Below are 23,635 nucleotides of genomic sequence, written 5' to 3' on the forward strand. Positions count from 1 at the left end.
CGAATAATAGCCTCCATATCTAGCTTTAAAACAAAATACCAGCTCAACTACAGCCTCTCAGCGGTATAGCATATTAACAAACGCGATTCAATTTTAAAACATAAAAAAAGAGGATGCCGTAATTTTGGACACCCTCTTTTCATTTATATCTGAATATTCTTTAAGCTCTCTTTTTCATTTCACAACAAACCTTGTGATCATTGTAATTAGAGCACAACTCATGCATTGGGCAGTATTGTGGTAAGTAATCACACATTTCCACATCTACAATTTCATTCTCCACTGGATAAACCTGATAGTTAAGAAAGTGACGCAAATGACCATACATTACTCGATCAGTAACACACTTTTCAAAAATCGGATTTAATCCGTACGCGTGGTATACAGCAATAAATCCTTTTATAACTACCTCAGCTTCTAAATCCGTTAAGTAATCAACGTTTGGAAAAACATATTTTTCCATGCCAATCAACTCCGCCACTTTTATACCCGTATGCTCTTCATCATGATATAAATCAAAATCGTGTGGCACAGGCACATTAAAATACATAGCTAAATTTTTTGCTGCTTTTAATCTGGCCTCCTCAATATCCTCAATCAAGTGCTCGATATACCTTTTCATCCATCCAATATTTTCACCCATCTGCTATAACGAAAAAAAAACAATTCAGTTACAAAAAGGTGTGGTTAATATTTGATTAATATTCAGAGGATTAAACGAATACTATGCCAAAGTGTATAATTTACAATTAATTGCCAATTGTTAACATCCGTTAATGTGGTAAACCCTGTCTTTCATTCTATGCTTGTTGAAATATCAAAAATGTTAACTCCATAACTTTTGGGGTTAATTTGTTAATTTTTCAACTACCTTCAAAGAACACTAATACAAATATGCCATGGAAATAAGTATTGGATCGTGAATACGACAATCCAAAACAAATGAGTTGTTAAAACAATTCACTCATTTAGCACGAGAAGAAAAGGCTGATATTAGAAAGCAAGAGCATTAAGCGTTACGCTTTACAATGCATTCGCTTAACATCTGATAGATATCTCGTAACTCCTGCTTAGACTCTAAAGAATTCAGATGTTTTTCAATAATAGTCCTATCATTTCGAGATGCAGGACCTGTTTGAGTCATACCGGGCGATGCATTTAATACTTTATTGGCTGTTTCGGTAATTAAGGGATGTAACAAGTCGAAAGACAAACCACTTTCTTGCAGAGTTTCTTCCGCAACACGGTACATATGATTCACAAAGTTACAAGCAAACACAGCTGCGATGTGCAAATCTCCCCTCTGCTTAGAACTAGCCTCTTGAACATTATTACTTAAAGACTTTGCCAGATTTAAAAGTATTGCAGTGTTTTCATTGGAATTAGCTTCAATCAATAGTGGTACCTTTTTAAACTCAACTGGCGTTTCTTTTGAGAAGGTCTGAAATGGATAAAAAACACCATAGTTTTCAAAACGCTGCAACACATTAATAGAAACACTCCCTGCCGTATGAACCACTACTCCGTTGACATGAGGAAATTGCTCAATTAGACTTACTAAAGCATCATCATTAATCGAAATAACATACAAATCAGCATGCTCATCCACATCCTCAATTTGGTTGATTGGATCTGCATTCACTTTCTGTGCTAAAGCGTTAGCATTGTCAATATTTCGACTAAATACTTGTGCTATATCATGATTAACTTGCTTAAATTGAACAGCAAGGTGCGTTGCCACATTCCCCGAACCAATAATGACGATTTTCATAGCTATAAATTTGTTCTAGTTCTTAAAATCATATTAGTAATGAAAGAAATTACACTCACAACAACTGGAAAAGATAAGGTGAAAGAGCTATACCTAACGAACCATGTAAAAGCTTCATCACTACCTCTAAAACCAATAGCAGAACCATCAAAAGTAAAATTCCAATTTCCAGCAAGTAGGTAGCTTAACACTCCCCAGGCGAAAGCATTGATGATAGCCATTTTTGATAAGTTAGTAAGCCAAGTATACTTGTGCTGTTTTAAAGGATAGCAAGCCATTGCAAGAAACACAAAACCCAACCAAGCAACCATGGTTCCTAACGGAAATGTCTCCAAACCAAGAACAGGTTTTAATAAAAGATCTGCCCCTTTAATCATCATCACTATCGTGATAACAAAGCCAATCCAACAAGCCACATTAAAAAAAATTCTAAACTTTTTACTAAGCATTATGTTTACAGAATTTCAAAATCACAATTAATTGATACAACGAGAAAATGAGCTTTAAACATTTCCGACCAATTTTTCTTAACTTATCAATGCTTAAAATTAACTAAAAACACGAATACTACCAGCCATGCCAAAATATATACTCTTTGCCTTACTTTTTTCGGCTTGCATAATAGTACAAGCTCAAGAAAAAGACAGTTTAGAACAGCTTCGCTATCGTCAAACCAGATCGCTTATTGACTCATTAAAAACAGAACATGCTGTTTATCCTGTAATGATTCAAAACGATACCGTATTTAATATTTATGAAAAGATAGATTCCAAATCAATGCGCGAGAGAGCGAATTTATGCGCCGTACGCATTAAACAACTTCTTAAACGCGATATTTTTTCTCAAGACTCCTTAGTTCATGCAGATAGTCTCGATTTCATTTTGATAAAATACGGTGATCTAACCATTACTGAGTTTGGACAAGTAACTGCCAATAAACTAAATGCAACTAACGCTGAAATAACAAAAGCGTATAAGCGGAAAGTAAGAACATATCTTCGTAAAGTACAACCAAATATATTAAAAGGTAAAATATACAAAGCTGTAATCTATTTAGCTTTGTTTGTCGCATTAATTGCTGTTGTGCGCTTCATATTTTCATTTTTGAAAAAACTAATCATCAGAAACGATCAACTCATTTACCGTTTAACTAAGGTATTTAAAGCATACCGCCTTAAAGAAGAAGACAAACAATTGGCTGTTAATGGGTTTCTTAAAGTAACAAAGTGGATACAAGTTATAACAATCGTAATTGTCGTCTATTTTATGCTGCCAGCAACCCTACGTATTTTTTACTACACAAAAAAAACTGGCGATAAACTGTTTAGTTATTTTCTCGATCCATTTCTTGAGTTTCTACATTCTTTCATTTCTTATTTGCCCTCGCTCATTAAAATCATCATTATTTTACTCATTTTCCGCTTATTCATGAAGCTGGTTAACTTCTTTTTCAATGAGGTAAAACAAGGCAACATAAAGCTATCAGGATTTTATCAAGAATGGGCGACACCAACGGGTAACATCGTTAAATTTTTGCTGTACGCCTTTTTGCTAACAATTCTATTCCCTCTCTTACCAGGTGCCGATTCACAAATATTTAAGGGTGTAACCATGTTTTTAGGTCTTCTTTTATCCTTAGGCTCAACATCGGTAATTGCCAATGGCTTAAGTGGCATAATTATGACATACATGAGACCATTCAAAATTGGTGATCGAATTGAGGTTGATACAATAACAGGTATTGTAGTGCAAAAAAACCTTCTGATAACGCGTGTTAGAACACCAAAAAACGTTGTGGTCACTATCCCTAATTCCAAGATACTTTCAGGTCATAGTCAAAATTATACCACAGCGGCGGAACGCTCCAACCTCATTATTCATTCTACCATTACCATTGGTTATGATGTTGATTGGCGTATTGTGCACAAACTTTTACTGCAAGCCAGCAACAATACGGAAGGCATAATCAAACAAATGGGCAAAGAAGCTTTTGTTCTGCAAAAAAGCCTTGATGATTATTACGTGGCTTACGAAGTGAATGCCTATACGGCGCAAGCGGACAAATACCAGCTGATACAATCAGAATTACACAAAAACATATTGGAAGAGTTCAACAAAGCAGGAGTCGAAATCATGTCTCCCCACTATCGCGCTAATCGCAATGGCGATGCCTTAACAATACCGGAATTGCCAGAGGACAAGTAAAATTAAAACTCAATCATTAAACCCACAGTTGGCAAAATTGTACCTGAGGTAGAATTAAGCTCCTTTAATGCATAGCGCTGTTCTTCAATTGGTGCCTCAGGGTTTATTATTATTGGTTGATTATTGCCATCTAACTCTTGAATTAATTGCGGGGGTTGTTCAGCCTGTTGGTTGTATAAATTTTGAATATCGATATAAAAACCGAGCGTCATCTTTTTAAAATACCAGGTTTTGTCAACACGTAAATCTAACTGATGAAAACTGGCTAAACGTTGTGTATTAAACTGTGAATAATCTAAATATTGTCGATTTTGAGCATCCCAGGCTAACACCAATGATGATTGATCGTAGTCGTAAGGCGTATAAGGCAATCCGCCTACGAATCGCCATTTCACACCCAAATCCCAATTCTTACCCAAGCCTTTATTTCCTGTAAAAGTAAATAAATGACGACTATCCCAGGACGATGGCACCAACTTATCTTCCCAATCGCTAAACTCGCTTCTCACATAGGTATATGCAGCTATCAGATTGAGTCCATTTATTGTTCGTGTACGAATAAGTAGTTCGGCCCCATATGCTTTACCGCGTGATGTCGAAGTAACTTCTTCATCTCCAAAAATACCAAAATCGCCACCTTTACTAGCCATCGAAACGGAATCACTGACTGAAAACGGATAATCATCATACACCTTGTAAAAACCCTCCAATGTTACCTTGGTTCGTTGGTTAGGTCTAAACTCCAAACCTCCCACCAAATGATCGGATTGTAAATACTTTAAGCCATTATTTTTATTAACCAAATCGCCATTATTATTTCGGTATCCCATGGTTGTGTATGCCGGCGTTTGATAATATCGTCCTACGTTCATGTTAAAATAAAAATCAGGAACTATCATATAAGATGCTGCTATGCGAGGACTAAACTGATCCAACAACTTATTCATTTTATCGGAATAACTATTCGCATCCAACCTTAATCCGGCAGAAAGTGTTAGGCGATTATTAATAAAGGGATGTGAAACAGATCCAAACATTGACCATTTGACAAAATCTAAATCCGATGAGTAGTTTATTTCGTTGGGTTCGCCATCTTCAAAAATCTTATTATACGTTTGGTTAAAATATTGCACGTATTGCGCTCCCATACCAACATTAATGGTAAAATCATTAGGCCGTGCAGTATACTCAACCCTTAGTTTATTTTCAATCTCATCAGAGTTGTAATCTGTTAATAGGTTTTCTGGGGTTTCAATGTTATCCTGATACTTAAAAACTTCATTATTCAAATGGTTTCGACTAACAAAAACGGACAAATAACTACGCTCTAAATAATGCTTATAAGCCGCTCCAATTGTATAGTTCCATTGGTTATTAACAGGTAAATAGTTTAATATGTAATTATTCTCTTCTGTAGGCTCTGCATTTTTGTTAAGCTTAAATTTATCGATTGCCCCCACTCCCAAAAAAGTAATTTCGTTTTTCGTATCTATACGAGTCTTGGTTTTAAATTGAAAATCGGTAAAGGTTGGCAAAAATGGTAAACCTAAACCGTCAAATAAAAATTGCAGATACGATTGTCGAACAGATGCTATTAATCCTGTTTTATCACTTAAAGGCGCTGTTGTTGTTAAGGAAACTTCAGATGCCCCCAGTGTACCTTTAAAATGTGGTTTATCATTCTGCACATCAACCTGCTTAAATTCAAACACTGAACTCAAAGCATTACCTTTCGACACTGGAAAAGCACTGGAATAAAAGTCAACTTCACGTATGAAATCAACATTTAAAATACCAACTGGCCCTCCCGATGCTCCTTGTGTTGTAAAATGATTAAGATTGGGTATTTCAATTCCATCAATAAAAAAGCGATTTTCAGAGGGTCCACCTCCCCTAACAAATAGGTCGTTACGAAAGGTACTGGCACTTCCCACTCCTGGGAAAGACTGCAATACTTTTGAAATATCGCGATTGGCCCCTGCACTCTTTTCTATTTGATCAATACCAATACGCCTTAGCGAAACTGGTGCTTCTGGTTTTACCACATAAGGAGAAGCTGTTACCTGCACTTCTTCTAAGGATTCACTTGATGACTCTAGTTTTATTTCAAAATAGTTATTTCGTATTTGAGAGATATTAAGCTCTTCAGTAATTAATGGTTTATAGCCAAGTGATGATAGTTGCAAGCGAATAAAGCCAGCCTTCACACCTTTTAGGTCGAACTGACCAAGTGTATCAGTTATAGTTCCTTGTGTTGATTGATAAACAATGATATTAACAAAAGGGACTGGCTGATTAGTATAAGCATCTGACACCAAACCTTTCACACTGGCTTTTTGAGCAAAAATACCTGAAGTGGCACTAAGTATAATAATAAGAAAAAATAGATGCTTCATTTTGTTTATTATTTTAAACTACAACCTAAACAATGTATGATGTTAAAAGTTTAGTCATCCCGCAAAAACATTCACTCAAAGCTATAAATAAAACATCAACCTATAGCAATAATAAGCACTAGTACGTTACAAAATTTAATAGGCCAAGCTTAACTAAGCAATTTTTATTAACTTGGCTTAACAATTCAATCAAATGAACCGAAAATCGCTCTTCCGACAGTTTCTTGTTTGGCGCCTTAGACATGTCAGCAACCGACAATTTATGATGATACTTAGCATTCTGGTAGGTATAGGTGCGGGTTTGGCAGCGGTTACAATTAAAAACTCTGTTCATTTAATTACCGATTTAGTACATCACTTAACGGAAAGTAGCAAAGGATATTTATACCTGATAACACCATCCGTTGGCATATTACTATCGGTTTTATTTATCAAATATGTTATTAAGCGACCTGTGCGCCATGGTATTCCAAATGTTTTATACAGCATTTCGAAGAACCAAGGACAGATGAATCGCCATAACATGTTTTCATCAATTGTAACCAGTGCATTAACGGTTGGCTTTGGTGGCAGTGTTGGATTAGAGGGGCCTACAGTATCAACCGGAGCAGCAATTGGCAGCAATATAGGTCAGTTATTTCGACTTAATTATCGACAGATTAAGTTGCTATTAGGCTGTGCTTGTGCTGGAGCAATGGCTGCAATTTTTAAAGCTCCCATAGCAGCAATTGTTTTTGCCCTGGAAGTAATTATGCTGGATTTAACCCTGGCCTCTTTAGTTCCCATATTAATGGCTTCCATTTCGGCTGTTGTCACCTCTTATTTATTTATGGGACAAGAGGTTGTTTATCCCTTTGACTTGACGCAAACCTATGAAATGAAAGATTTAGGGTACTATGTAATACTAGGTATTATCGCTGGCTTTGTAGCTACCTACTTTACACGCATTTACATCAAAATCGAACATTGGTTTGAAAGTTTTAAAACAAGTAAAATGCGCTTATTAGTTGGTTCCTTGCTACTCGGAACCATCTTATTTTTCTTTCCGTCACTTTATGGAGAAGGTTACGAATATATTAACATGGCTTTGAATGGAGATGTTAGTCATGTATTTGATGGATCGATACTAGCATTTCTTACTGATAATTTTGCAGCTATGGCATCTTTGCTTAGCATTATTATACTTTTAAAGGTAGTGGCTGCTTCACTCACTTTTGGTAGCGGAGGTGTTGGTGGTATTTTTGCCCCTACTTTATTTATGGGGGCCAACACAGGCTTGTTGTTTGCAACTATTGTTAATAAATTAGGTTTTCATCAACTGCACACTCCTAACTTTGCCTTAATTGGTATGGCTGGATTAATAGCAGGAGTCTTACACGCACCTTTAACAGGCATCTTTCTTATTGCAGATTTATCTGGCGGTTACGAAATGTTTTTACCCTTAATGATTACCGCTACCGCATCATTTGCGACAACCAAAACATTTGAGAAGCATTCGGTTTATACCCACCAACTAGCCAAACGTCGTGAGTTAATTACGCATGATAAAGACCATGCTGTATTGACCATGATGGAAGTGAAAAACCTTATCGAAACAGATTTTGCTAAAGTTAAACCCGATGCCACTTTAGGTAACTTGGTTGATATTATATCAGAAGCTCACCGAAACCTCTTCCCTGTGGTAGATGAAGATGGACAGTTACACGGCATGATTAAGATGGATGATATCCGCAAAATAATCTTTAAACCTGAATTGTACGAGTCTACATTAGTGAAAGATCTCATGTACATGCCTGCTTATTATATAAGTCCAGACGATACAATGGAAGACTTGGTGGAGATGTTCAGGAAATCTAATCGCTTTAACATTGCGGTTATCGATAAGGGCAAATACCTTGGTTTCATATCACGAGCCAATGCATTTACCGCTTATCGTAATCAGTTAAAAATGTTTTCAGAGTAAAAGAATTAAACGTCAGCCTCATCAGCAATTCGACGCTCTTCCTGTTCTTTCAAGAAGTTGTCTAAAATTATTTTCACTTCGTCAAAACCGCTAGTTTCCATTAATTGAGCACGCAGTTGCACTGCTCCTGGAAAACTATTGGTATATATTTTAAAGAAACGTTTAAGTATGGACCAAGGTTTCACATCTTTCCAGCTATCTGCATATAAAGAAGAATGTAAGCGAAGTGCTTCAATTCGTTCTGGCATCGTTGGCTGATACGCTGGATTATAGAACCATGGGTTATGAAAAATACCACGACCAACCATCACTCCATCAACGCCATATTCAATAACTTTATCTAATGATTCCTCTATTGACATCACATCACCATTACCCAACAATTTCATGGCGGGATTAATTTGGTCTCGAAGCTGAACCGACTTAGCAATCTCATTCCAATCCGCTTCTCCTTCCGACATCATCTTTTGAATGCGTCCGTGAACTATTAATGCATCGGCCTCTGATTCTAATAAATTGGAAATCCACTCTTCAGTTACCACCGATTTAAAGCCAACTCTTGTTTTAACGCTTAATGGTAGGTCTGATGCTTCATGCACTGCCGTAATGATCTCACGCGCCAACTGTGGTGTATTAATTAAAGCTGAACAGGCGCCTTTTTTAATAATGTTTTTCATAGGGCAGCCCATGTTAATGTCAATTCCATCAAAATCAGTTTCCTCAGCAATATACTTGGCTGTTTGGTAAAACTTTTCCGGATCTGTCCCCCAAATCTGGGCAACTAACTTAACATTATCCTTACGCACAAGCCTTAACTCACTATCGTTAATATGAAAACGATGAACCACCTTTTCTTTTCCTACTGGATGACAAAAACCATCTGTTGACAAAAACTCACTAAACAATAAATGCAGATTACCTGGTTTCGACAGGCGCATTACCACTTCTCGAAAAACGGTATCCGTGACGTCTTCCATTGGAGCTAAAGCCCATAAAGGCTTGTCAGCTTGTTTCCAGTAATTTGTTTTACCTGTCAATATCTTGTGCATAAAACCACTCCTTCTCTTTATTAAATCAACTTTTCACTACACTATTCACACAACACTTACAAGTTATCTGTAGGCAAATGTTAAGCTTTACTTAATCAACTCGCACGTTAATGTGTATTTTCTGTTCAAAACTGCATGCAAAGATATTACTTTGAAAAAAAAATAAGACAATGTATTACGCACAATCTCGCTCTAGCACTTACTTTTGCAATGCTTAACTTTTTTTAACAGCACTAATACGCACTTAGTTATTGAATTGAAAGAACCTTTTTCATACTTTTGCTGTTACATTTTGACAGTTAGTAGTATTTCCCTACCATACTCTCACAAAAAGAATTTATTATAAGTGTATTGGGTCATTCATCTAATATTGTACAACCTTTAACCTAAAAGAACAATGAAACCAAATATGAATGAACGTAAGCTTCGGAAAATTGACAATGAACAATGGAAAGAACTCACGTTTACAGATAAAAAGTACGAAATCAGCAATTACGGCCGAATCAAAAGCTATTGTTACGACAAAGTGAATGGGAAAATTGTAAAGCTTGGTAATATCAAGGGTTTTTTCAATGTGAGCTTGCGTGTACAAGGACAGAAAAAATCTTTTCTAGTGCATAAGTTAACGGCTGAGTATTTTATTGATAAAACTGCAGAGGATCAGGATGTGGTTATACATCTCGATTGGAACAAGCAAAACAACTTTGTAGATAACCTTCAATGGGTTACTAAAGCCGATAGTTACAAGCGCATGCATAAAGTTCTGCAGGAAGCTCGTAAAAAGGCAGGTAAAGTTGTTACAAGCTCGAAGTTATCGAAAAATGATGTGGCAGTTATTAAAGGTATGCTTGAGAAAGGTGTTAAGCAAAACCTTATTGCAAAACTATTTTGTGTTAGTGAAATGCAAGTTAGCCGCATTGCTCGTAAAGAAAACTGGGCCGAAATAGAACCAAAAATGTAAACGACCATACCGTTTAGAAAATATATTGAGAGGAGGCAATTGCTTCCTCTTTTTTGTGCCATTAAATCAACGTTTATTATGGGCTCCTTACGCAAAAAGCAATCAGACTCTTAAGATTAGTTAAAAATAAATAGTGCTTAAAACATTGTAGTCTTATTTGTATTACTTTTGCGCCACTATGAACAAATTCAATCGGATAATCGGAAAAGTACTTATTTGGCGTGTTAAAAACATTAGTCAGAAGCACTTTATTCTATTATTAAGCCTTCTGGTAGGTATTTTTAGTGGACTTGCTGCCGTTACTCTCAAAAACACCATCCATTTTACTCATCACCTACTGACTGAGAACTTCAACCTGGAGAACCGCAACTACCTATACCTTGCCTACCCAATGATTGGTATATTAATTACGGTGCTCATCATAAAATACTTTGTTAAAGATAGTTTGGGACATGGGGTTAGTAAAATACTCTATGCCATATCAAAAAGGGGTGGTCATATAAAAGGCCACAATAACTACTCGTCTATTATAACCAGTACTTTTACCATTGGATTTGGAGGTTCAGTTGGAGCCGAGGCCCCTATTGTACTAACGGGCGCTTCAATTGGCTCATCGTTGGGCCGATTATTTAGGATGAATACCAAAATAATTATTTTATTAATGGGTTGTGGTGCCGCCGGAGCCATTGCTGGTATCTTTAAAGCACCAATTGCTGGATTAGTTTTCACCTTGGAAGTAATGATGCTTGATTTGACCATGGCATCCATCATCCCTCTGCTCATTTCTGCCATTACAGCATCTACTATTGCCTATTTCTTTTTGGGTAAAGGAGCAGAATTTGCCTTTGTTTTGGAAGCTCCATTTCATTTGAACAACATCCCATACTACGTTTTACTAGGCATCCTGGCAGGTTTTATTTCCCTGTATTTTACACGGGGTATTATGAATACCGAAAAACAATTCGGTAAAATGAAAAGTCCATTCAGTAAGTGGATTGTGGGTGGATTATCACTAAGTTTACTTATTTTCATTTTTCCTCCTCTTTACGGTGAAGGCTATCAAACCATCATATCATTACTTAACGGCAATAGCCAAGAGGTAATGGGAGGCAGCTTCTTTTATGGCTGGCACGATAATGCATGGGCTCTAGTTGGCTTTTTAGTGCTGCTAATTGTTTTTAAAGTATTTGCCACAGCTGCCACAACCGGCAGTGGAGGTATTGGTGGAATTTTCGCCCCTACCCTTTTTATGGGTGGAGTAACGGGATATTTATTTGCCAAAGTAATTAATACACTCGGCTTTTCAGAAGTTCCCTCGTCCCATTTTACGCTTGTTGGAATGGCTGGTATGATGGCTGGTGTAATGCATGCACCATTAACGGCTATCTTTTTAATTGCGGAGATAACCAATGGATATGGTTTATTCATTCCACTGATGATAACAGCCACCATTGCCTACTTAACAATTATGTATTTTGAGCCCCATTCATTATACACAAAACGTTTGGCCGCTAAAGGAGAGCTAATTACCCATCATAAAGACAAAACGGTACTGACACTTATGCGATTGGACAAAGTTTTGGAAACTGACTTCAAATGCATTAAGCCAGATATGACACTTGGCGAACTGGTTAAAGTTATATCAACTTCTAAACGTAACATATTCCCCGTATTAAATCATCATGAAGAATTACAAGGCATTGTTTTACTGGATGATATTCGTGAAATAATGTTTAACCACGAAATGTACAGTGAAACCAAGGTGGAAGAACTCATGTCGCTACCTCCTGCCATGATAGAGTGTGATGAAAACATGGATAAAGTAATGCGTAAATTTGAAGAAACTGGCGCATGGAATCTCCCTGTAGTAAAAGGTGGTAAGTACTTAGGCTTTGTTTCTAAGTCAAAAATATTCTCCGTGTATCGTAGGGTATTAATTCATTACTCCGACGATTAATCGAATAAGAATAAGTCAACAAAATTTTTCTCCCCAATAACTAAAATATGAGCTTTGATAGGCAAAAAGATGAATAATATCAACACTGTCTAAAATCATTTTTGAATCTCATAAAAAGTTATAAACTGCATTGTTTTTTTTATCGACTGGTTAACGTAAATTTGTTGACCAATTATTAAACTAAAACTCTGATGATTAATCAGAAACAGATTAATCATCAATACCCCATTTGCAACGGCAAATGCAGAAATGAGAAATATTTTACTAATAAACAGGTTTCAACCGCAGATTAAAGGCAAACTAAACACATGAGCGTCATCAATCTTTAAGTTAATGCCTGAACAATGAATATTATTTTACGATGAAAAGAGATACTGTAATTTTCGACCTTATTGAAAAGGAGTATGCCCGTCAGAAAGAAGGCATCGAGCTAATCGCATCTGAGAACTTTGTGAGTGAGCAAGTAATGGAAGCTCAAGGTTCATGTTTAACTAATAAATATGCCGAAGGATACCCTGGAAAGCGTTATTATGGTGGTTGTCAGGTAGTAGATCAAACTGAGCAATTGGCCATTGATCGTGCTTGTGAGTTATTTGGTGCAGAGTATGCCAACGTACAGCCTCACTCTGGTGCTCAGGCTAACGCAGCTGTATTTTTCGCAGTATTAAAGCCAGGTGATACCTTTATGGGCTTAGACTTAGCGCATGGTGGTCACCTTACTCATGGTTCTCCAGTTAACTTCTCTGGTGTAACCTACAACGCTATCTCATACCACGTTCAGGAAGAAACTGGTTTGGTTGATTATGATGAGATGGAAGCAATGGCTCGTGAGCACAAGCCAAAAATGCTTATTGCTGGTGCATCGGCTTATTCTCGTGAGTGGGATTACGCGCGCATGCGTCGTTTGGCTGATGAGATTGGCGCATTGTTACTTTGCGACATGGCTCACCCAGCGGGTTGTATTGCAAAAGGTCGTTTGAACAATCCTGTTGAACACTGTCATATTGTAACAACTACTACTCATAAAACATTACGTGGCCCACGTGGTGGCATGATTTTAATGGGTAAAGATTACGAAAACCCATTTGGTTATAAAACACCAAAAGGCGAAACAAAGATGATGAGTGCAGTACTTGACTTTGCTGTATTCCCAGGTCAGCAAGGTGGTCCTTTAGAGCACGTTATTGCAGCAAAAGCAGTAGCTTTTGGCGAGGCATTATCTGATGACTTCGGAACTTATGTTGATCAAGTACGTTCAAACGCTCAGGCTATGGCCGATGAGTTTATTAAACTAGGTTATAAAATTATTTCTGGCGGTACTGACAACCACCTAATGTTAATTGATCTTCGTACTAAATTCCCTGATATCTCAGGTAAAAAAGTTGAGAATACATTAGTAAAAGCAGATATCACCATTAACAAAAACATGGTTCCTTTCGATACACGTTCACCTTTTACAACATCAGGTTTCCGTGTAGGTACTTCAGCTATCACATCTCGTGGTTTAAAAGAAGACGAAATGCGTACCATTGTTGGTTTAATTGATGAAGTAATTTCTAACATCGATAACGAAGAAGCAATTGCTGAAACTCGTAAAAAAGTTAATGCAATGATGGCTAACAAACCAATGTTTGCTTGGTAATATAGCATAGCATCCTGTTAATGGCAGTTAACAAGATGACAAAATAACAAAGCCGCTTTCGAAAGAGAGCGGCTTTTGTATTTTAATACTGACAAAATTATAAGTTATTTATGTACTGGACTATTAGGTTCCTTAGCCATATGATCAAAAGCTAGTTTCTCTAGTAATCTAGGAGCAATCTTCTTAAGAAAAACGGTGAACTTCCCCTCAAGGAAAGTTAGAATAAGTGTTCGCTTACGCTTAAGAATAGCATGGGCTAAATGCACAGCTACCTCCTCGGCACTCATCATTTTTTCTTCTTTTCTTGGGGTTACCCCCTGATTGCTACCGTCGGCTGTTAAGGCTACTTTACGCACATTAGAAGCTGTAAATCCGGGTGCAGCTATCAAAACATGTAAATCTTTCTTAAGGTTTTCAATCCGTATAGTTTCTAAAAACCCTTGCATAGCAAATTTCGAAGCAGAATAGCCCGAACGACCAGGTAAACCTACATAACCTGCAATGGATGAAATACCAACAACAGAACCTTTGTTTTCAAGAATTGATGGTAAGGCATATTTGGTGCAATAAACGGTCCCCCAGAAATTAACATCCATTAATTGCTTTAACACATTCAAATCAGCGTCTTCAAAACGAGCACGCATAGATATACCGGCATTATTAACCAAAATATCGATACGCCCATATGCTTTTAAGGTCTCGCTTACCAAATGCTTACAATCTGCTTCAATGCTCACATCTGTACCAACAGCAATCACTTCATGACCATTGGATTTCAATTCCTGTTCTATTTCAGCTAATTTATCAACACTACGAGCGGCGATGGCCAGTTTAGCTCCTCGCTGCGCAAACTCGCGCGCACAAGCTAACCCAATACCTGATGAGGCGCCAGTAATAATGATGACTTTATCTTGCATATCAAACTGAGTTAATAAATCGTTTTTTTCTTAACTACTAATTAAGCCGTGAAATTAGCGAATTCTAAGCGATATTAAAATACATTATTAAAATACAGGAGACCCGTTACACTTATTCGTTCTTTATCAACAAGTCATCAGACACTAAAAACCGTCAAAGAAGCTACATCTGTACATTTTAGAAAAACAATCTGCCATAAATCTAGTCAACATTGCAATATGCTAAATAGCGCGGCTGCACAATTAGTTTGAATCACAAAAGGCGTAAAAAAAAAGGAAGGGGAACAATTGCTCCCCTTTTAACCCTTAAAAAACTAACCCTAAAAACAAGTATAACTACCTGTTTGCTTTAAATATCTTTGTTTTGATATAATCTTTAATAAAGTACAAATATAATCAATTACACCAACAAACACATACGCACATAACTTTATAATATACTTTGGCGTAACCATTCGAACAAACAAGCTGTTGCTGCTTGTGATACATTCATTGATTTTATTTTTCCAGGCATTGGTATATATACCGATGACTTGCATTGAGTCAATAACTCATTGGAAACACCAAACTTCTCATTCCCTAATACAAGGGCCATTTTAATAGGCATCTTATGATCATAAATACTTTTGGCTCCATTAACAGTTTCCAATGCTACTAACTGAAATTCTTCTGACAGCTTTAAATTGTCATAATTACAATACTCCACTTCAACATGCCCAATTGCTGCACCAGCGGTTTTTTTAATTTTACTCTGGCGACAATCAGCACTACCAACTACAAGCACTTTTGTGGCATTAACATTGGCTGCTAAGCGAATAATACTTCCTATATTTTCGGGTGTTGAAAAGTTATCGGTTACAATTATCACTTCACAGCCTTTTCTTAACTGGCTATGATGAGCATCCTCAAAAAAGTGTTTTGAATGCGTTTCCATTTACTTAACACGCTTTAAACCCATCTCCTCAGCCTTTTTTAACATTAACTCAAAGGCTTCATCGTAATTATTACCAATTTCACCATCGAGTATGGCTTCTTTAATAATTGCCTTTAAATCCCCTATTTCTCTACAAGGCTGAAGGTTGAAAGTCTTCATTATAATTTCACCAGTTACAGGTGGTTGAAAATTACGAACATGATCTTTCTCTTCAATCTCTTTCAACTTTTGACGAACTACCTTAAAATTACGCATGTAGCGTCGCACTTTGGTTTCATTTTTTGATGTAATATCCGCTTCACAAAGTGTCATTAGATCATCTATGTCATCCCCAGCTTCAAACAACAAGCGACGCACTGCTGAATCACTAACAACATCTTCGCTTAAAACAATCGGACGCATGTGCAAACCAACCATTTTTTGCACATATTTCATTTTCTCATTTAGAGGCAACTTCATACGCCCAAAAATCTTCGGTATCATCTTTTGTCCGATGAAATTGTGGTTATGGAATGTCCAGCCCTGTTTTTTGTCGTAGCGTTTAGTGCGTGGTTTGGCAATATCGTGCAATATAGCCGACCAACGAAGCCATAAATTATCGGTATTAGGAACAATACGATCAAGCACTTCCAAGGTGTGATAAAAATTATCTTTATGAGCACGTCCATCAACCTTATCAACACCTTTCATCGCTTGGAACTCAGGAAAAATAATATCCAGTAATCCTGTTAATTCAAGCAATTTAAAGCCAATCGATGGTCGCTCGGCCATTACTATTTTATTTAACTCGTCAGCAATACGCTCGCCTGAAACAATGTCAATTCGATCTTTTTGTGCTTTAATTCCAGTAAAAGTTGTTTCGTCAATCCGAAAATTTAATTGGGTAGCAAAGCGTATAGCCCGCATCATTCGTAAAGGATCATCAGAGAAAGTAATTCCAGGCTCTAATGGTGTACGAATAATTTCGTTCTCCATATCCTCAATGCCATTAAAAGGATCTAGTAACTCTCCATAGTTCTTATTACCTAAACTTAAAGCCAGGGCATTAATGGTAAAATCACGTCTATTTTGATCATCCTCTAAGGTACCATCCTCTACAATCGGTTTACGAGAATTACGCTGATACGACTCCTTACGCGCACCAACAAATTCAACTTCCAAATCGCGATAACGTAACATAGCTGTGCCAAAATTCTTAAACACGGTCAATCTTAATCCACCAAGCTTCTTCGCCACTTTTTCGGCTAACTCAATACCGCTACCTAAAACAACTACATCAATATCTTTTGAAGGACGATTAAGGTATAAGTCACGAACAAAGCCACCAATAACATAGGCTGGCATGCTCATTTCTTCACTTACATCCCTTATAGTATGAAAAACAGGATGGTTTAAACTTTTTTCCACCCTTTTTTGTGCTTCTTCTCTCATAATGCTGACAAAATTACAACATTATTATGGCTTTTTGTCCATTTATGGCAGATATACATATTGGCACAGTTGTTGAAGTATCGATACATATATATTTCTAGATATTTAGAAATATTTGTTAACTTTGTAATATTCATATAAAAATAAGAATCATGGTACAACACTTAACCAACGAAACATTTAAAGAAAAGGTTTTTAACTACACAGATAGCAAAGAATGGAAATTTGAAGGCACAAGACCTGCCGTTATCGATTTTTATGCCGACTGGTGTGGACCATGTAAAATGGTAAGCCCAATATTGGATGAATTATCTGCCGAATATGATGGTAAGATTGATATTTATAAGGTAGATACAGAGGCTGAGCGTGAGTTAGCAGGTGCATTTGGTATTCAAAGCATCCCTTCAATACTGTTCATTCCACAAGATTCACAACCACAAATGGCGCAAGGTGCTTTACCAAAAGATGGATTTATACGTGCCTTTAAAGATGTTTTAAAAGTTGAACTCTAAGCTAAAAAACTAGCACTTTAATGTTAAAACCCTGTTAATTAAGTACAATACGATAACTTATTGCAATAAATGGGGTTTAAACTTTATACAATAGTTTTAATAGATATGAAACGAGTCACGAGAATAGATTCTCACACAAGAGGATGATTAAACTGGCGAGTTACATTTGACAATAAAAATTAAAATACATACAGATGAAAAAGGGTTTTATAATATTAAGTGCTCTTGTTTTATTGGTTGCTAGCGCATTTACACTTCAGCCAACAGCTGATAATGCAAATAAGGAGGAGAATATTGAAAATGCCATTATCTACCTAGATGCTGAGACATTTAAGGAAAAGGTTTTCAATTATGAAGAAAATCAGGAATGGAAATACAATGGCGAAGTGCCAGCAATACTTGACTTCTACGCCGATTGGTGTGGTCCGTGTAAAATGTTATCCCCTGTTTTGAAAAAAATTCAGGATGAATACGATGGTAAGGTTCAAATTTATAAGATTAATACGGATGAACAGCGTGAGTTATCATCTACTTTTGGCATAAGAAGCTTACCAACCATTGTATTTGTACCAATGGAAGGAGAGCCTCAAGCAACTATGGGCTACCGCTCAAAAAACGATTTAGAAACAATGATTAGTGAAATATTGAAAGTTGAGAAGTAACTTTCAGATTTAGGTTAGGATTCAAAAGCCAGAGATATTTTTCTCTGGCTTTTGTTGTTTATACGTTTATTTTTCGTTTACCTTTGGCCATCAAATTTTCGGGGTGCCTTTAATACACGGGCTGAGATTACACCCATTGAACCTGATGCAGGTAATGCTGTCGCAGGGATATGAATAACTCACAAAGGCTTCCCGTATTTAATGACAAACAATGAACATTACAATTAATGGGCAGGCTAATGATATGCCTCAAAACTCAACTATTGCAGAGGTGCTTCAGCACATAAAGCAAATTCAAACAGGCGGTATCGCTGTGGCAATTAACGACACAGTAGTACCGAAGGGTAAGTGGGCAACTTCTCAAGTTGCTGAAGGCGATAAAATTCTGATCATTAAAGCCAGCCAAGGCGGTTAAATACAACTCACACAGCTATGACAAAAAGTAAAATATCTCAAGACGGAATCACGACTGGTCCGTTTCCTAATTCCAAGAAAATTTATGAGAGCGGTACGATTCATAATGTTCAAGTACCACACCGCCTTATTGAATTAAGCGAAACGAAAACTAGTGAAGGTGAATTAATTCATAATCCACCAATAACAGTATACGACACAAGTGGACCTTATACTGATCCAGAATACGTTGTAGACCTGGAAGGTGGCCTACCTAAAATTCGTGAACAATGGATTAAAGAACGTGGCGACGTAGAAGAGTTAACTCAATTGAGCTCAGAATACGGACAAATGCGTTTAAATGATGGTTCACTTGATCAATTACGCTTCGATCATGTAAGTACCAATCCCTTAAAAGCAAAACCAGGTAAGTCTGCTACTCAATATTTCTATGCTTGTCAAGGCATTATCACGCCAGAGATGGAGTATGTTGCCATTCGCGAAAACCAGCAATTACAGCAAGTGCGTGATGAGTACCGACAACACAGGGGCCAGTGTTTTGGCGCACAAATACCTGAGAAGGAAGTTACGCCCGAGTTTGTGCGCGATGAAATTGCTGCCGGAAGAGCTATTATTCCAGCAAACATTAATCACCCAGAGGCAGAGCCGATGATTATTGGACGTAACTTTTTGGTGAAAATAAATGCAAATATTGGTAACTCGCCAACCACATCTTCCATTGAAGAAGAAGTTGAGAAAGCTGTTTGGGCAGTACGCTGGGGTGCCGATACCATTATGGATTTATCAACAGGTAAAAACATACACGAAACTCGCGAATGGATTGTTCGCAACTCACCAGTTCCGGTAGGTACTGTACCTTTATATCAGGCTTTAGAAAAGGTTGATGGCGATGTGGAGAAACTATCATGGGAAATTTATCGCGATACACTAATCGAACAGGCAGAACAAGGCGTTGATTACTTTACAATTCATGCCGGCTTATTGTGGAAACACATTCCATCCACCATTAAGCGCGTAACTGGAATTGTTTCACGCGGAGGTTCTATTATGGCTAAATGGATGTTATATCATCACAAGGAAAACTTCCTATACACTCATTTTGCAGAAATTTGCGACATTTTGTCAGCCTACGACGTGGGTATTTCTTTGGGTGATGGTTTGCGACCTGGTTCAATAGCTGATGCCAATGACCGTGCACAATTTGGCGAATTAGAAGCCTTAGGTGAATTGACTCAAATAGCTCGTGACAAATATACCCAAGTAATAATTGAAGGACCAGGGCATGTGCCGATGCAAGGCATTAAAGAAAATATGGAATTACAATTAGAACATTGTAAAGAAGCTCCTTTTTACACACTCGGTCCTTTAACTACTGACATTGCTCCAGGTTATGACCATATAACATCGGCAATTGGTGGTGCGATGATTGCCTGGCAAGGAACAGCCATGCTGTGCTATGTAACTCCGAAAGAACACTTGGGTTTACCAGATAAACACGATGTAAAAACAGGCGTTATCACCTATAAATTAGCAGCTCATGCGGCTGATATTGCTAAAGGATTTCCGGGTGCGCAATTTCGTGATTATGCCATGAGTAAAGCCAGATTTGAATTCCGTTGGAAAGATCAATTTTCTTTAGCGCTTGACCCTGAAACGGCAATGCAGTACCACGATAAAACATTACCCGACGAAGGATATAAGTCATCTCACTTTTGCTCAATGTGTGGCGAAAAATTTTGTTCGATGAAAAGCACCATGGAAGTGAGAGACTTAGCAAAAAAACTAGAGGATAAGAAAGAATTATTCAAAGAATCGGGCGGAGAGTTATATATGTAACGAATAAGGACTATTTTTGTGTAAGATTAAAACTAGACTTTATGAAGCCAATTGTAATTTGTTATCCTACACAACTAAAAAATGAGATTGAAGCCATTAATGCCTTGTTTGCTGCCGGTTTGGAAGTAATGCATGTGCGTAAGCCAAGCTACAGCGAAGCAGAAATGGTTTCTTTTATTGATTCGATAGATTCTCAGTATCACAATAGAATTGTTGTACACAGCCATTTGGCCATTGTAGAACCAAAGAGTTTACGAGGAGTTCATTTCACTTCATACAACCGTCATTTAATTGATGATTACAGTGAAAAAGCATTACCAAAAAGTATCTCTGTGCATTCTATGAGTGAGTTGATCAATTTAAGCGAATCATTTAACTATGCCTTATTGAGCCCGGTTTTCGAAAGTATTTCGAAGGAAGGCTACGGCCCGGCGATTGATCAGTCGGTATTAAAAAATTATTTGAATAAAAACCATGGTGTACCGGTATTAGCGCTTGGCGGCATTGATCACAAAAATGTGGATGTTGCTCAAGAGTTAGGTTTCGACGGTGTTGTATTACACGGACACTTATGGGCGCAATTTGAAAAAGACAGTGATGTTGATGGCGTTGTTGAACGTTTCAAAGAGGTCACTGAAAAATGGACTTAATAGAATGAAAACAAGACCTTATGTACTGAGCATTGCCGGATTTGACCCTAGCAGTGGTGCAGGAGTTACAAGTGATATAAAAACGTTTGAACAGCATGAGGTCTATGGCTTGGGTGTTATTACTGCAACAACTTATCAAAACGAAGATAGTTTTAAAGGTGTTAACTGGTTGCCATTTTCTGAATTAGAACAGCAGCTAAATGTACTCGCAGAAAAGTATACCCCCAATGCCATCAAAATTGGTTTAATTGAATCAGCTTCAATTTTAACTAAACTTACTGATTGGATACAAAGAAACTGGCCTGAGGCTTTTATTGTATGGGACCCCGTACTAAAAGCTTCTGCTGGATTTTCTTTCCACGAGGATCTACACCTCTCCATTCAATCTCTATTAACTGGAAAGGTTAATTTACTGACTCCTAATTTACCAGAATACCAATTACTCTTTGGAGAAACATCAGGTCAGGAAATATCTTCTCAAACAGGTACATCCATTCTTATTAAAGGCGGACATCAAAAAGGCGACGATGTGTGTGATGAATTATATATACCAGATGCAGAACCCTTTAAAATCAAATCAAAAAAAATAAAGGGCGATCTTCAAAAGCATGGCACAGGTTGTATTCTTTCATCAGCAATTGTAGCCGAAGTAGCGAAAGGACAATCCATTCAGACGGCGTGTTCAAAAGCTCACTTCTACGTTAAAAAGGTAATTGGTAGTAATCACACATTATTAGCTTATCACAATGAGCTAGTTGACTAAAACATCTTCTATGAAAAAGAAATCCATAGCACGATTGCACTTTATTACATCACCATCTCCTCAGGGGTATTTGGATCAGATTCAATCGGTGGTGTTTGGTGGAGCCAATTGGGTACAGCTCCGAATGAAAGATGAAGCCATTGAAGAAATTGAGAAAACGGCTGTGCAAGCCTTAAGTTTCTGTATGGATAATGGCACTACTTTTATCATGAACGACCATGTTGAAATAGCAGCTAAAATTGGTGCCGATGGTGTTCACCTGGGAAAAAACGATATTTCGCCCGATCAAGCGCGCGAAATATTGGGGCCTCAGGCGATTATTGGTGGTACAGCTAATACTTTCGATGACATTGAGCGTTTGGTATCAATGGGAGTAGACTACATAGGACTTGGGCCTTTTCGTTTTACCGAAACAAAGAAAAATCTAAGTCCTGTTTTAGGTATTGAAAGCTACAATTCAATAGTAAGCAAGTGCAAAGAAAAAGGCATCACCATCCCAATTATTGCAATAGGCGGTTTAATTGCTGATGATTTACAAGATTTATTTTCGAGCGGAGTTCATGGTGTAGCTGTTTCATCATTTATTACCAAACAAGAACAGCCTGGAGCAGCCACACTTGAATTGCTACAAAAAATTGGCAAATACAGTTCGGCAAACTGGACAAAGTTTCATTAAATATTAAAGCCCCTTTGGCTTAATCTATTATCAAATCAAGCTAGAAGCATAGCGCAAATAGCTACAAGTAAAAAAATATGACCCCACTTCAACTAGGCGATAAGACTTTTCAATCAAGATTATTTACAGGAACTGGTAAATTTCCCTCTAATCAAGTAATGCAAGAAGCTATTGAAGAAAGTGAATCTGAATTAGTAACGGTAGCATTACGTCGTGTTGAAATGAACAATCAGTCAGATGATATTCTACAACACCTCAAGCACCAACGCATAAGTTTATTACCCAACACATCGGGTGTACGAAGCGCCAAAGAAGCTATTTTTGCCGCTCAATTAGCTCGCGAGGCACTGAATACGAATTGGTTAAAACTGGAGATTCATCCAGACCCTAAATACTTGTTGCCCGACCCTATTGAAACACTAAAAGCGGCAGAAGAGTTAGTGAAGCTTGGCTTTATTGTATTACCATACGTGCAAGCCGACCCGGTACTGTGCAAGCGATTAGAAGAAGTTGGAACGGCTGCTGTTATGCCTTTAGGTGCACCAATAGGTTCAAACCAAGGACTTCAAACCAAAGAAATGTTACGCATTATCATTGAGCAAAGCCAGGTACCAGTAGTCGTCGATGCAGGTATTGGAGCACCATCGCACGCCACCGATGCCATGGAAATGGGTGCTGATGCTGTTTTGGTTAACACGGCAATCGCCGTTTCGCCCAACCCAGTGCAGATGGGTAAAGCATTTAAGATGGCAGTAGAAGCCGGACGCATGGCATATGAAGCAAAATTAGCCACCCAGTCCACTGGTGCTGAGGCATCAAGTCCTTTAACAGCCTTTTTGGATGAGTTGTAAGCTTTAGTTAAAAAAAGTAATCAGCCGTAAGTACTAGGATAATTC

At 37.5% G+C, this 23,635-nt stretch carries 21 protein-coding genes and 1 riboswitch; of the genes, 13 read left to right on the forward strand and 8 right to left on the reverse strand.

From position 1 onward, the window contains the following. Positions 1 to 160: 160 nt before the first annotated feature. The 3 genes from FNN09_RS14955 to FNN09_RS14965 all read right to left on the reverse strand — a co-directional run bounded on the left by FNN09_RS14955 (position 161) and on the right by FNN09_RS14965 (position 2,220). A complete protein-coding gene (locus tag FNN09_RS14955; RefSeq protein ID WP_143303179.1) occupies positions 161 to 622 on the reverse strand; it encodes a hypothetical protein in 462 nt (153 codons plus the stop codon). A 387-nt stretch (positions 623 to 1,009) separates the two neighbouring features. After that, complete coding sequence (locus FNN09_RS14960) at positions 1,010 to 1,771, reverse strand: Rossmann-like and DUF2520 domain-containing protein (protein ID WP_143303180.1); 762 nt, start codon at positions 1,769 to 1,771, stop codon at positions 1,010 to 1,012. Between the two features lie 2 nt (positions 1,772 to 1,773). After that, positions 1,774 to 2,220, reverse strand: a complete 447-nt coding sequence (locus tag FNN09_RS14965; RefSeq protein WP_143303181.1) for a hypothetical protein — start codon at positions 2,218 to 2,220, stop codon at positions 1,774 to 1,776. Positions 2,221 to 2,347: 127 nt separating this feature from the next. On the opposite strand from FNN09_RS14965, the gene FNN09_RS14970 reads away from it, so the two are divergent. Then, on the forward strand, positions 2,348 to 3,976 hold the full coding sequence (locus FNN09_RS14970) for a mechanosensitive ion channel family protein (RefSeq protein ID WP_143303182.1): 1,629 nt from the start codon (positions 2,348 to 2,350) through the stop codon (positions 3,974 to 3,976). Positions 3,977 to 3,978: 2 nt separating this feature from the next. Here the strand turns inward: FNN09_RS14970 and FNN09_RS14975 are convergent, their stop codons facing one another. Beyond that, positions 3,979 to 6,372: a TonB-dependent receptor gene (locus FNN09_RS14975; RefSeq protein ID WP_143303183.1), complete on the reverse strand. Its 2,394-nt coding sequence runs from the start codon at positions 6,370 to 6,372 to the stop codon at positions 3,979 to 3,981. 262 nt (positions 6,373 to 6,634) lie between these two features. Between FNN09_RS14975 and FNN09_RS14980 the strand changes: the two genes are divergently transcribed. Further along, on the forward strand, positions 6,635 to 8,335 hold the full coding sequence (locus FNN09_RS14980; protein WP_255434138.1) for a chloride channel protein: 1,701 nt from the start codon (positions 6,635 to 6,637) through the stop codon (positions 8,333 to 8,335). 5 nt (positions 8,336 to 8,340) lie between these two features. On the opposite strand, the gene FNN09_RS14985 is transcribed toward FNN09_RS14980, so the two are convergent. After that, entirely contained in the window at positions 8,341 to 9,384 is a 1,044-nt protein-coding gene (locus FNN09_RS14985; RefSeq protein WP_143303185.1) for a tRNA-dihydrouridine synthase, read from the reverse strand. Between the two features lie 397 nt (positions 9,385 to 9,781). Here FNN09_RS14985 and FNN09_RS14990 point away from each other — a divergent pair, with 397 nt between their 5' ends. The 3 genes from FNN09_RS14990 to glyA all read left to right on the forward strand — a co-directional run bounded on the left by FNN09_RS14990 (position 9,782) and on the right by glyA (position 13,944). Continuing rightward, a complete protein-coding gene (locus FNN09_RS14990; protein WP_143303186.1) occupies positions 9,782 to 10,345 on the forward strand; it encodes an NUMOD4 domain-containing protein in 564 nt (187 codons plus the stop codon). A gap of 178 nt (positions 10,346 to 10,523) precedes the next feature. After that, positions 10,524 to 12,302, forward strand: coding sequence for a chloride channel protein (locus tag FNN09_RS14995; RefSeq protein ID WP_143303187.1), 1,779 nt, complete (start codon positions 10,524 to 10,526; stop codon positions 12,300 to 12,302). Positions 12,303 to 12,663: 361 nt separating this feature from the next. Beyond that, the gene (gene glyA / locus FNN09_RS15000) at positions 12,664 to 13,944 is read left to right on the forward strand and encodes a serine hydroxymethyltransferase (protein WP_143303188.1); all 1,281 of its coding nucleotides are present in this window, start codon (positions 12,664 to 12,666) and stop codon (positions 13,942 to 13,944) included. A 104-nt stretch (positions 13,945 to 14,048) separates the two neighbouring features. Here the strand turns inward: glyA and FNN09_RS15005 are convergent, their stop codons facing one another. From FNN09_RS15005 to FNN09_RS15015, 3 genes are all read right to left on the reverse strand, one after another. Next, on the reverse strand, positions 14,049 to 14,861 hold the full coding sequence (locus FNN09_RS15005) for an SDR family oxidoreductase (RefSeq protein ID WP_143303189.1): 813 nt from the start codon (positions 14,859 to 14,861) through the stop codon (positions 14,049 to 14,051). A gap of 430 nt (positions 14,862 to 15,291) precedes the next feature. Beyond that, on the reverse strand, positions 15,292 to 15,795 hold the full coding sequence (locus FNN09_RS15010) for a TrmH family RNA methyltransferase (protein ID WP_143303190.1): 504 nt from the start codon (positions 15,793 to 15,795) through the stop codon (positions 15,292 to 15,294). Next, positions 15,796 to 17,226, reverse strand: coding sequence for a CCA tRNA nucleotidyltransferase (locus tag FNN09_RS15015; RefSeq protein WP_143303191.1), 1,431 nt, complete (start codon positions 17,224 to 17,226; stop codon positions 15,796 to 15,798). Positions 17,227 to 17,378: 152 nt separating this feature from the next. On the opposite strand from FNN09_RS15015, the gene trxA (FNN09_RS15020) reads away from it, so the two are divergent. The 8 genes from trxA (FNN09_RS15020) to FNN09_RS15055 all read left to right on the forward strand — a co-directional run bounded on the left by trxA (FNN09_RS15020) (position 17,379) and on the right by FNN09_RS15055 (position 23,590). Continuing rightward, complete coding sequence (gene trxA / locus FNN09_RS15020; protein ID WP_143303192.1) at positions 17,379 to 17,738, forward strand: thioredoxin; 360 nt, start codon at positions 17,379 to 17,381, stop codon at positions 17,736 to 17,738. Positions 17,739 to 17,932: 194 nt separating this feature from the next. Beyond that, positions 17,933 to 18,400, forward strand: coding sequence for a thioredoxin (gene trxA / locus FNN09_RS15025; RefSeq protein ID WP_143303193.1), 468 nt, complete (start codon positions 17,933 to 17,935; stop codon positions 18,398 to 18,400). Positions 18,401 to 18,489: 89 nt separating this feature from the next. After that, positions 18,490 to 18,586: riboswitch (TPP riboswitch) on the forward strand. 25 nt (positions 18,587 to 18,611) lie between these two features. Further along, complete coding sequence (gene thiS / locus FNN09_RS15030) at positions 18,612 to 18,815, forward strand: sulfur carrier protein ThiS (RefSeq protein WP_143303194.1); 204 nt, start codon at positions 18,612 to 18,614, stop codon at positions 18,813 to 18,815. A 17-nt stretch (positions 18,816 to 18,832) separates the two neighbouring features. Next, positions 18,833 to 20,650 carry a phosphomethylpyrimidine synthase ThiC gene (thiC, locus tag FNN09_RS15035; RefSeq protein ID WP_143303195.1) on the forward strand — a complete coding sequence of 606 codons (1,818 nt, stop codon included), beginning with the start codon at positions 18,833 to 18,835 and terminating at the stop codon, positions 20,648 to 20,650. Between the two features lie 41 nt (positions 20,651 to 20,691). After that, entirely contained in the window at positions 20,692 to 21,300 is a 609-nt protein-coding gene (locus tag FNN09_RS15040; RefSeq protein WP_143303196.1) for a thiamine phosphate synthase, read from the forward strand. A gap of 4 nt (positions 21,301 to 21,304) precedes the next feature. Continuing rightward, positions 21,305 to 22,063: a hydroxymethylpyrimidine/phosphomethylpyrimidine kinase gene (locus FNN09_RS15045; RefSeq protein ID WP_185969029.1), complete on the forward strand. Its 759-nt coding sequence runs from the start codon at positions 21,305 to 21,307 to the stop codon at positions 22,061 to 22,063. A gap of 10 nt (positions 22,064 to 22,073) precedes the next feature. After that, positions 22,074 to 22,739, forward strand: a complete 666-nt coding sequence (locus tag FNN09_RS15050; protein WP_143303198.1) for a thiamine phosphate synthase — start codon at positions 22,074 to 22,076, stop codon at positions 22,737 to 22,739. A 77-nt stretch (positions 22,740 to 22,816) separates the two neighbouring features. Further along, complete coding sequence (locus tag FNN09_RS15055; RefSeq protein WP_143303199.1) at positions 22,817 to 23,590, forward strand: thiazole synthase; 774 nt, start codon at positions 22,817 to 22,819, stop codon at positions 23,588 to 23,590. Positions 23,591 to 23,635: the final 45 nt, after the last annotated feature.

It is taken from the genome of Carboxylicivirga sp. M1479 (assembly GCF_007097485.1).
In the GTDB taxonomy this organism is placed as follows: Bacteria; Bacteroidota; Bacteroidia; order Bacteroidales; family Marinilabiliaceae; genus Carboxylicivirga.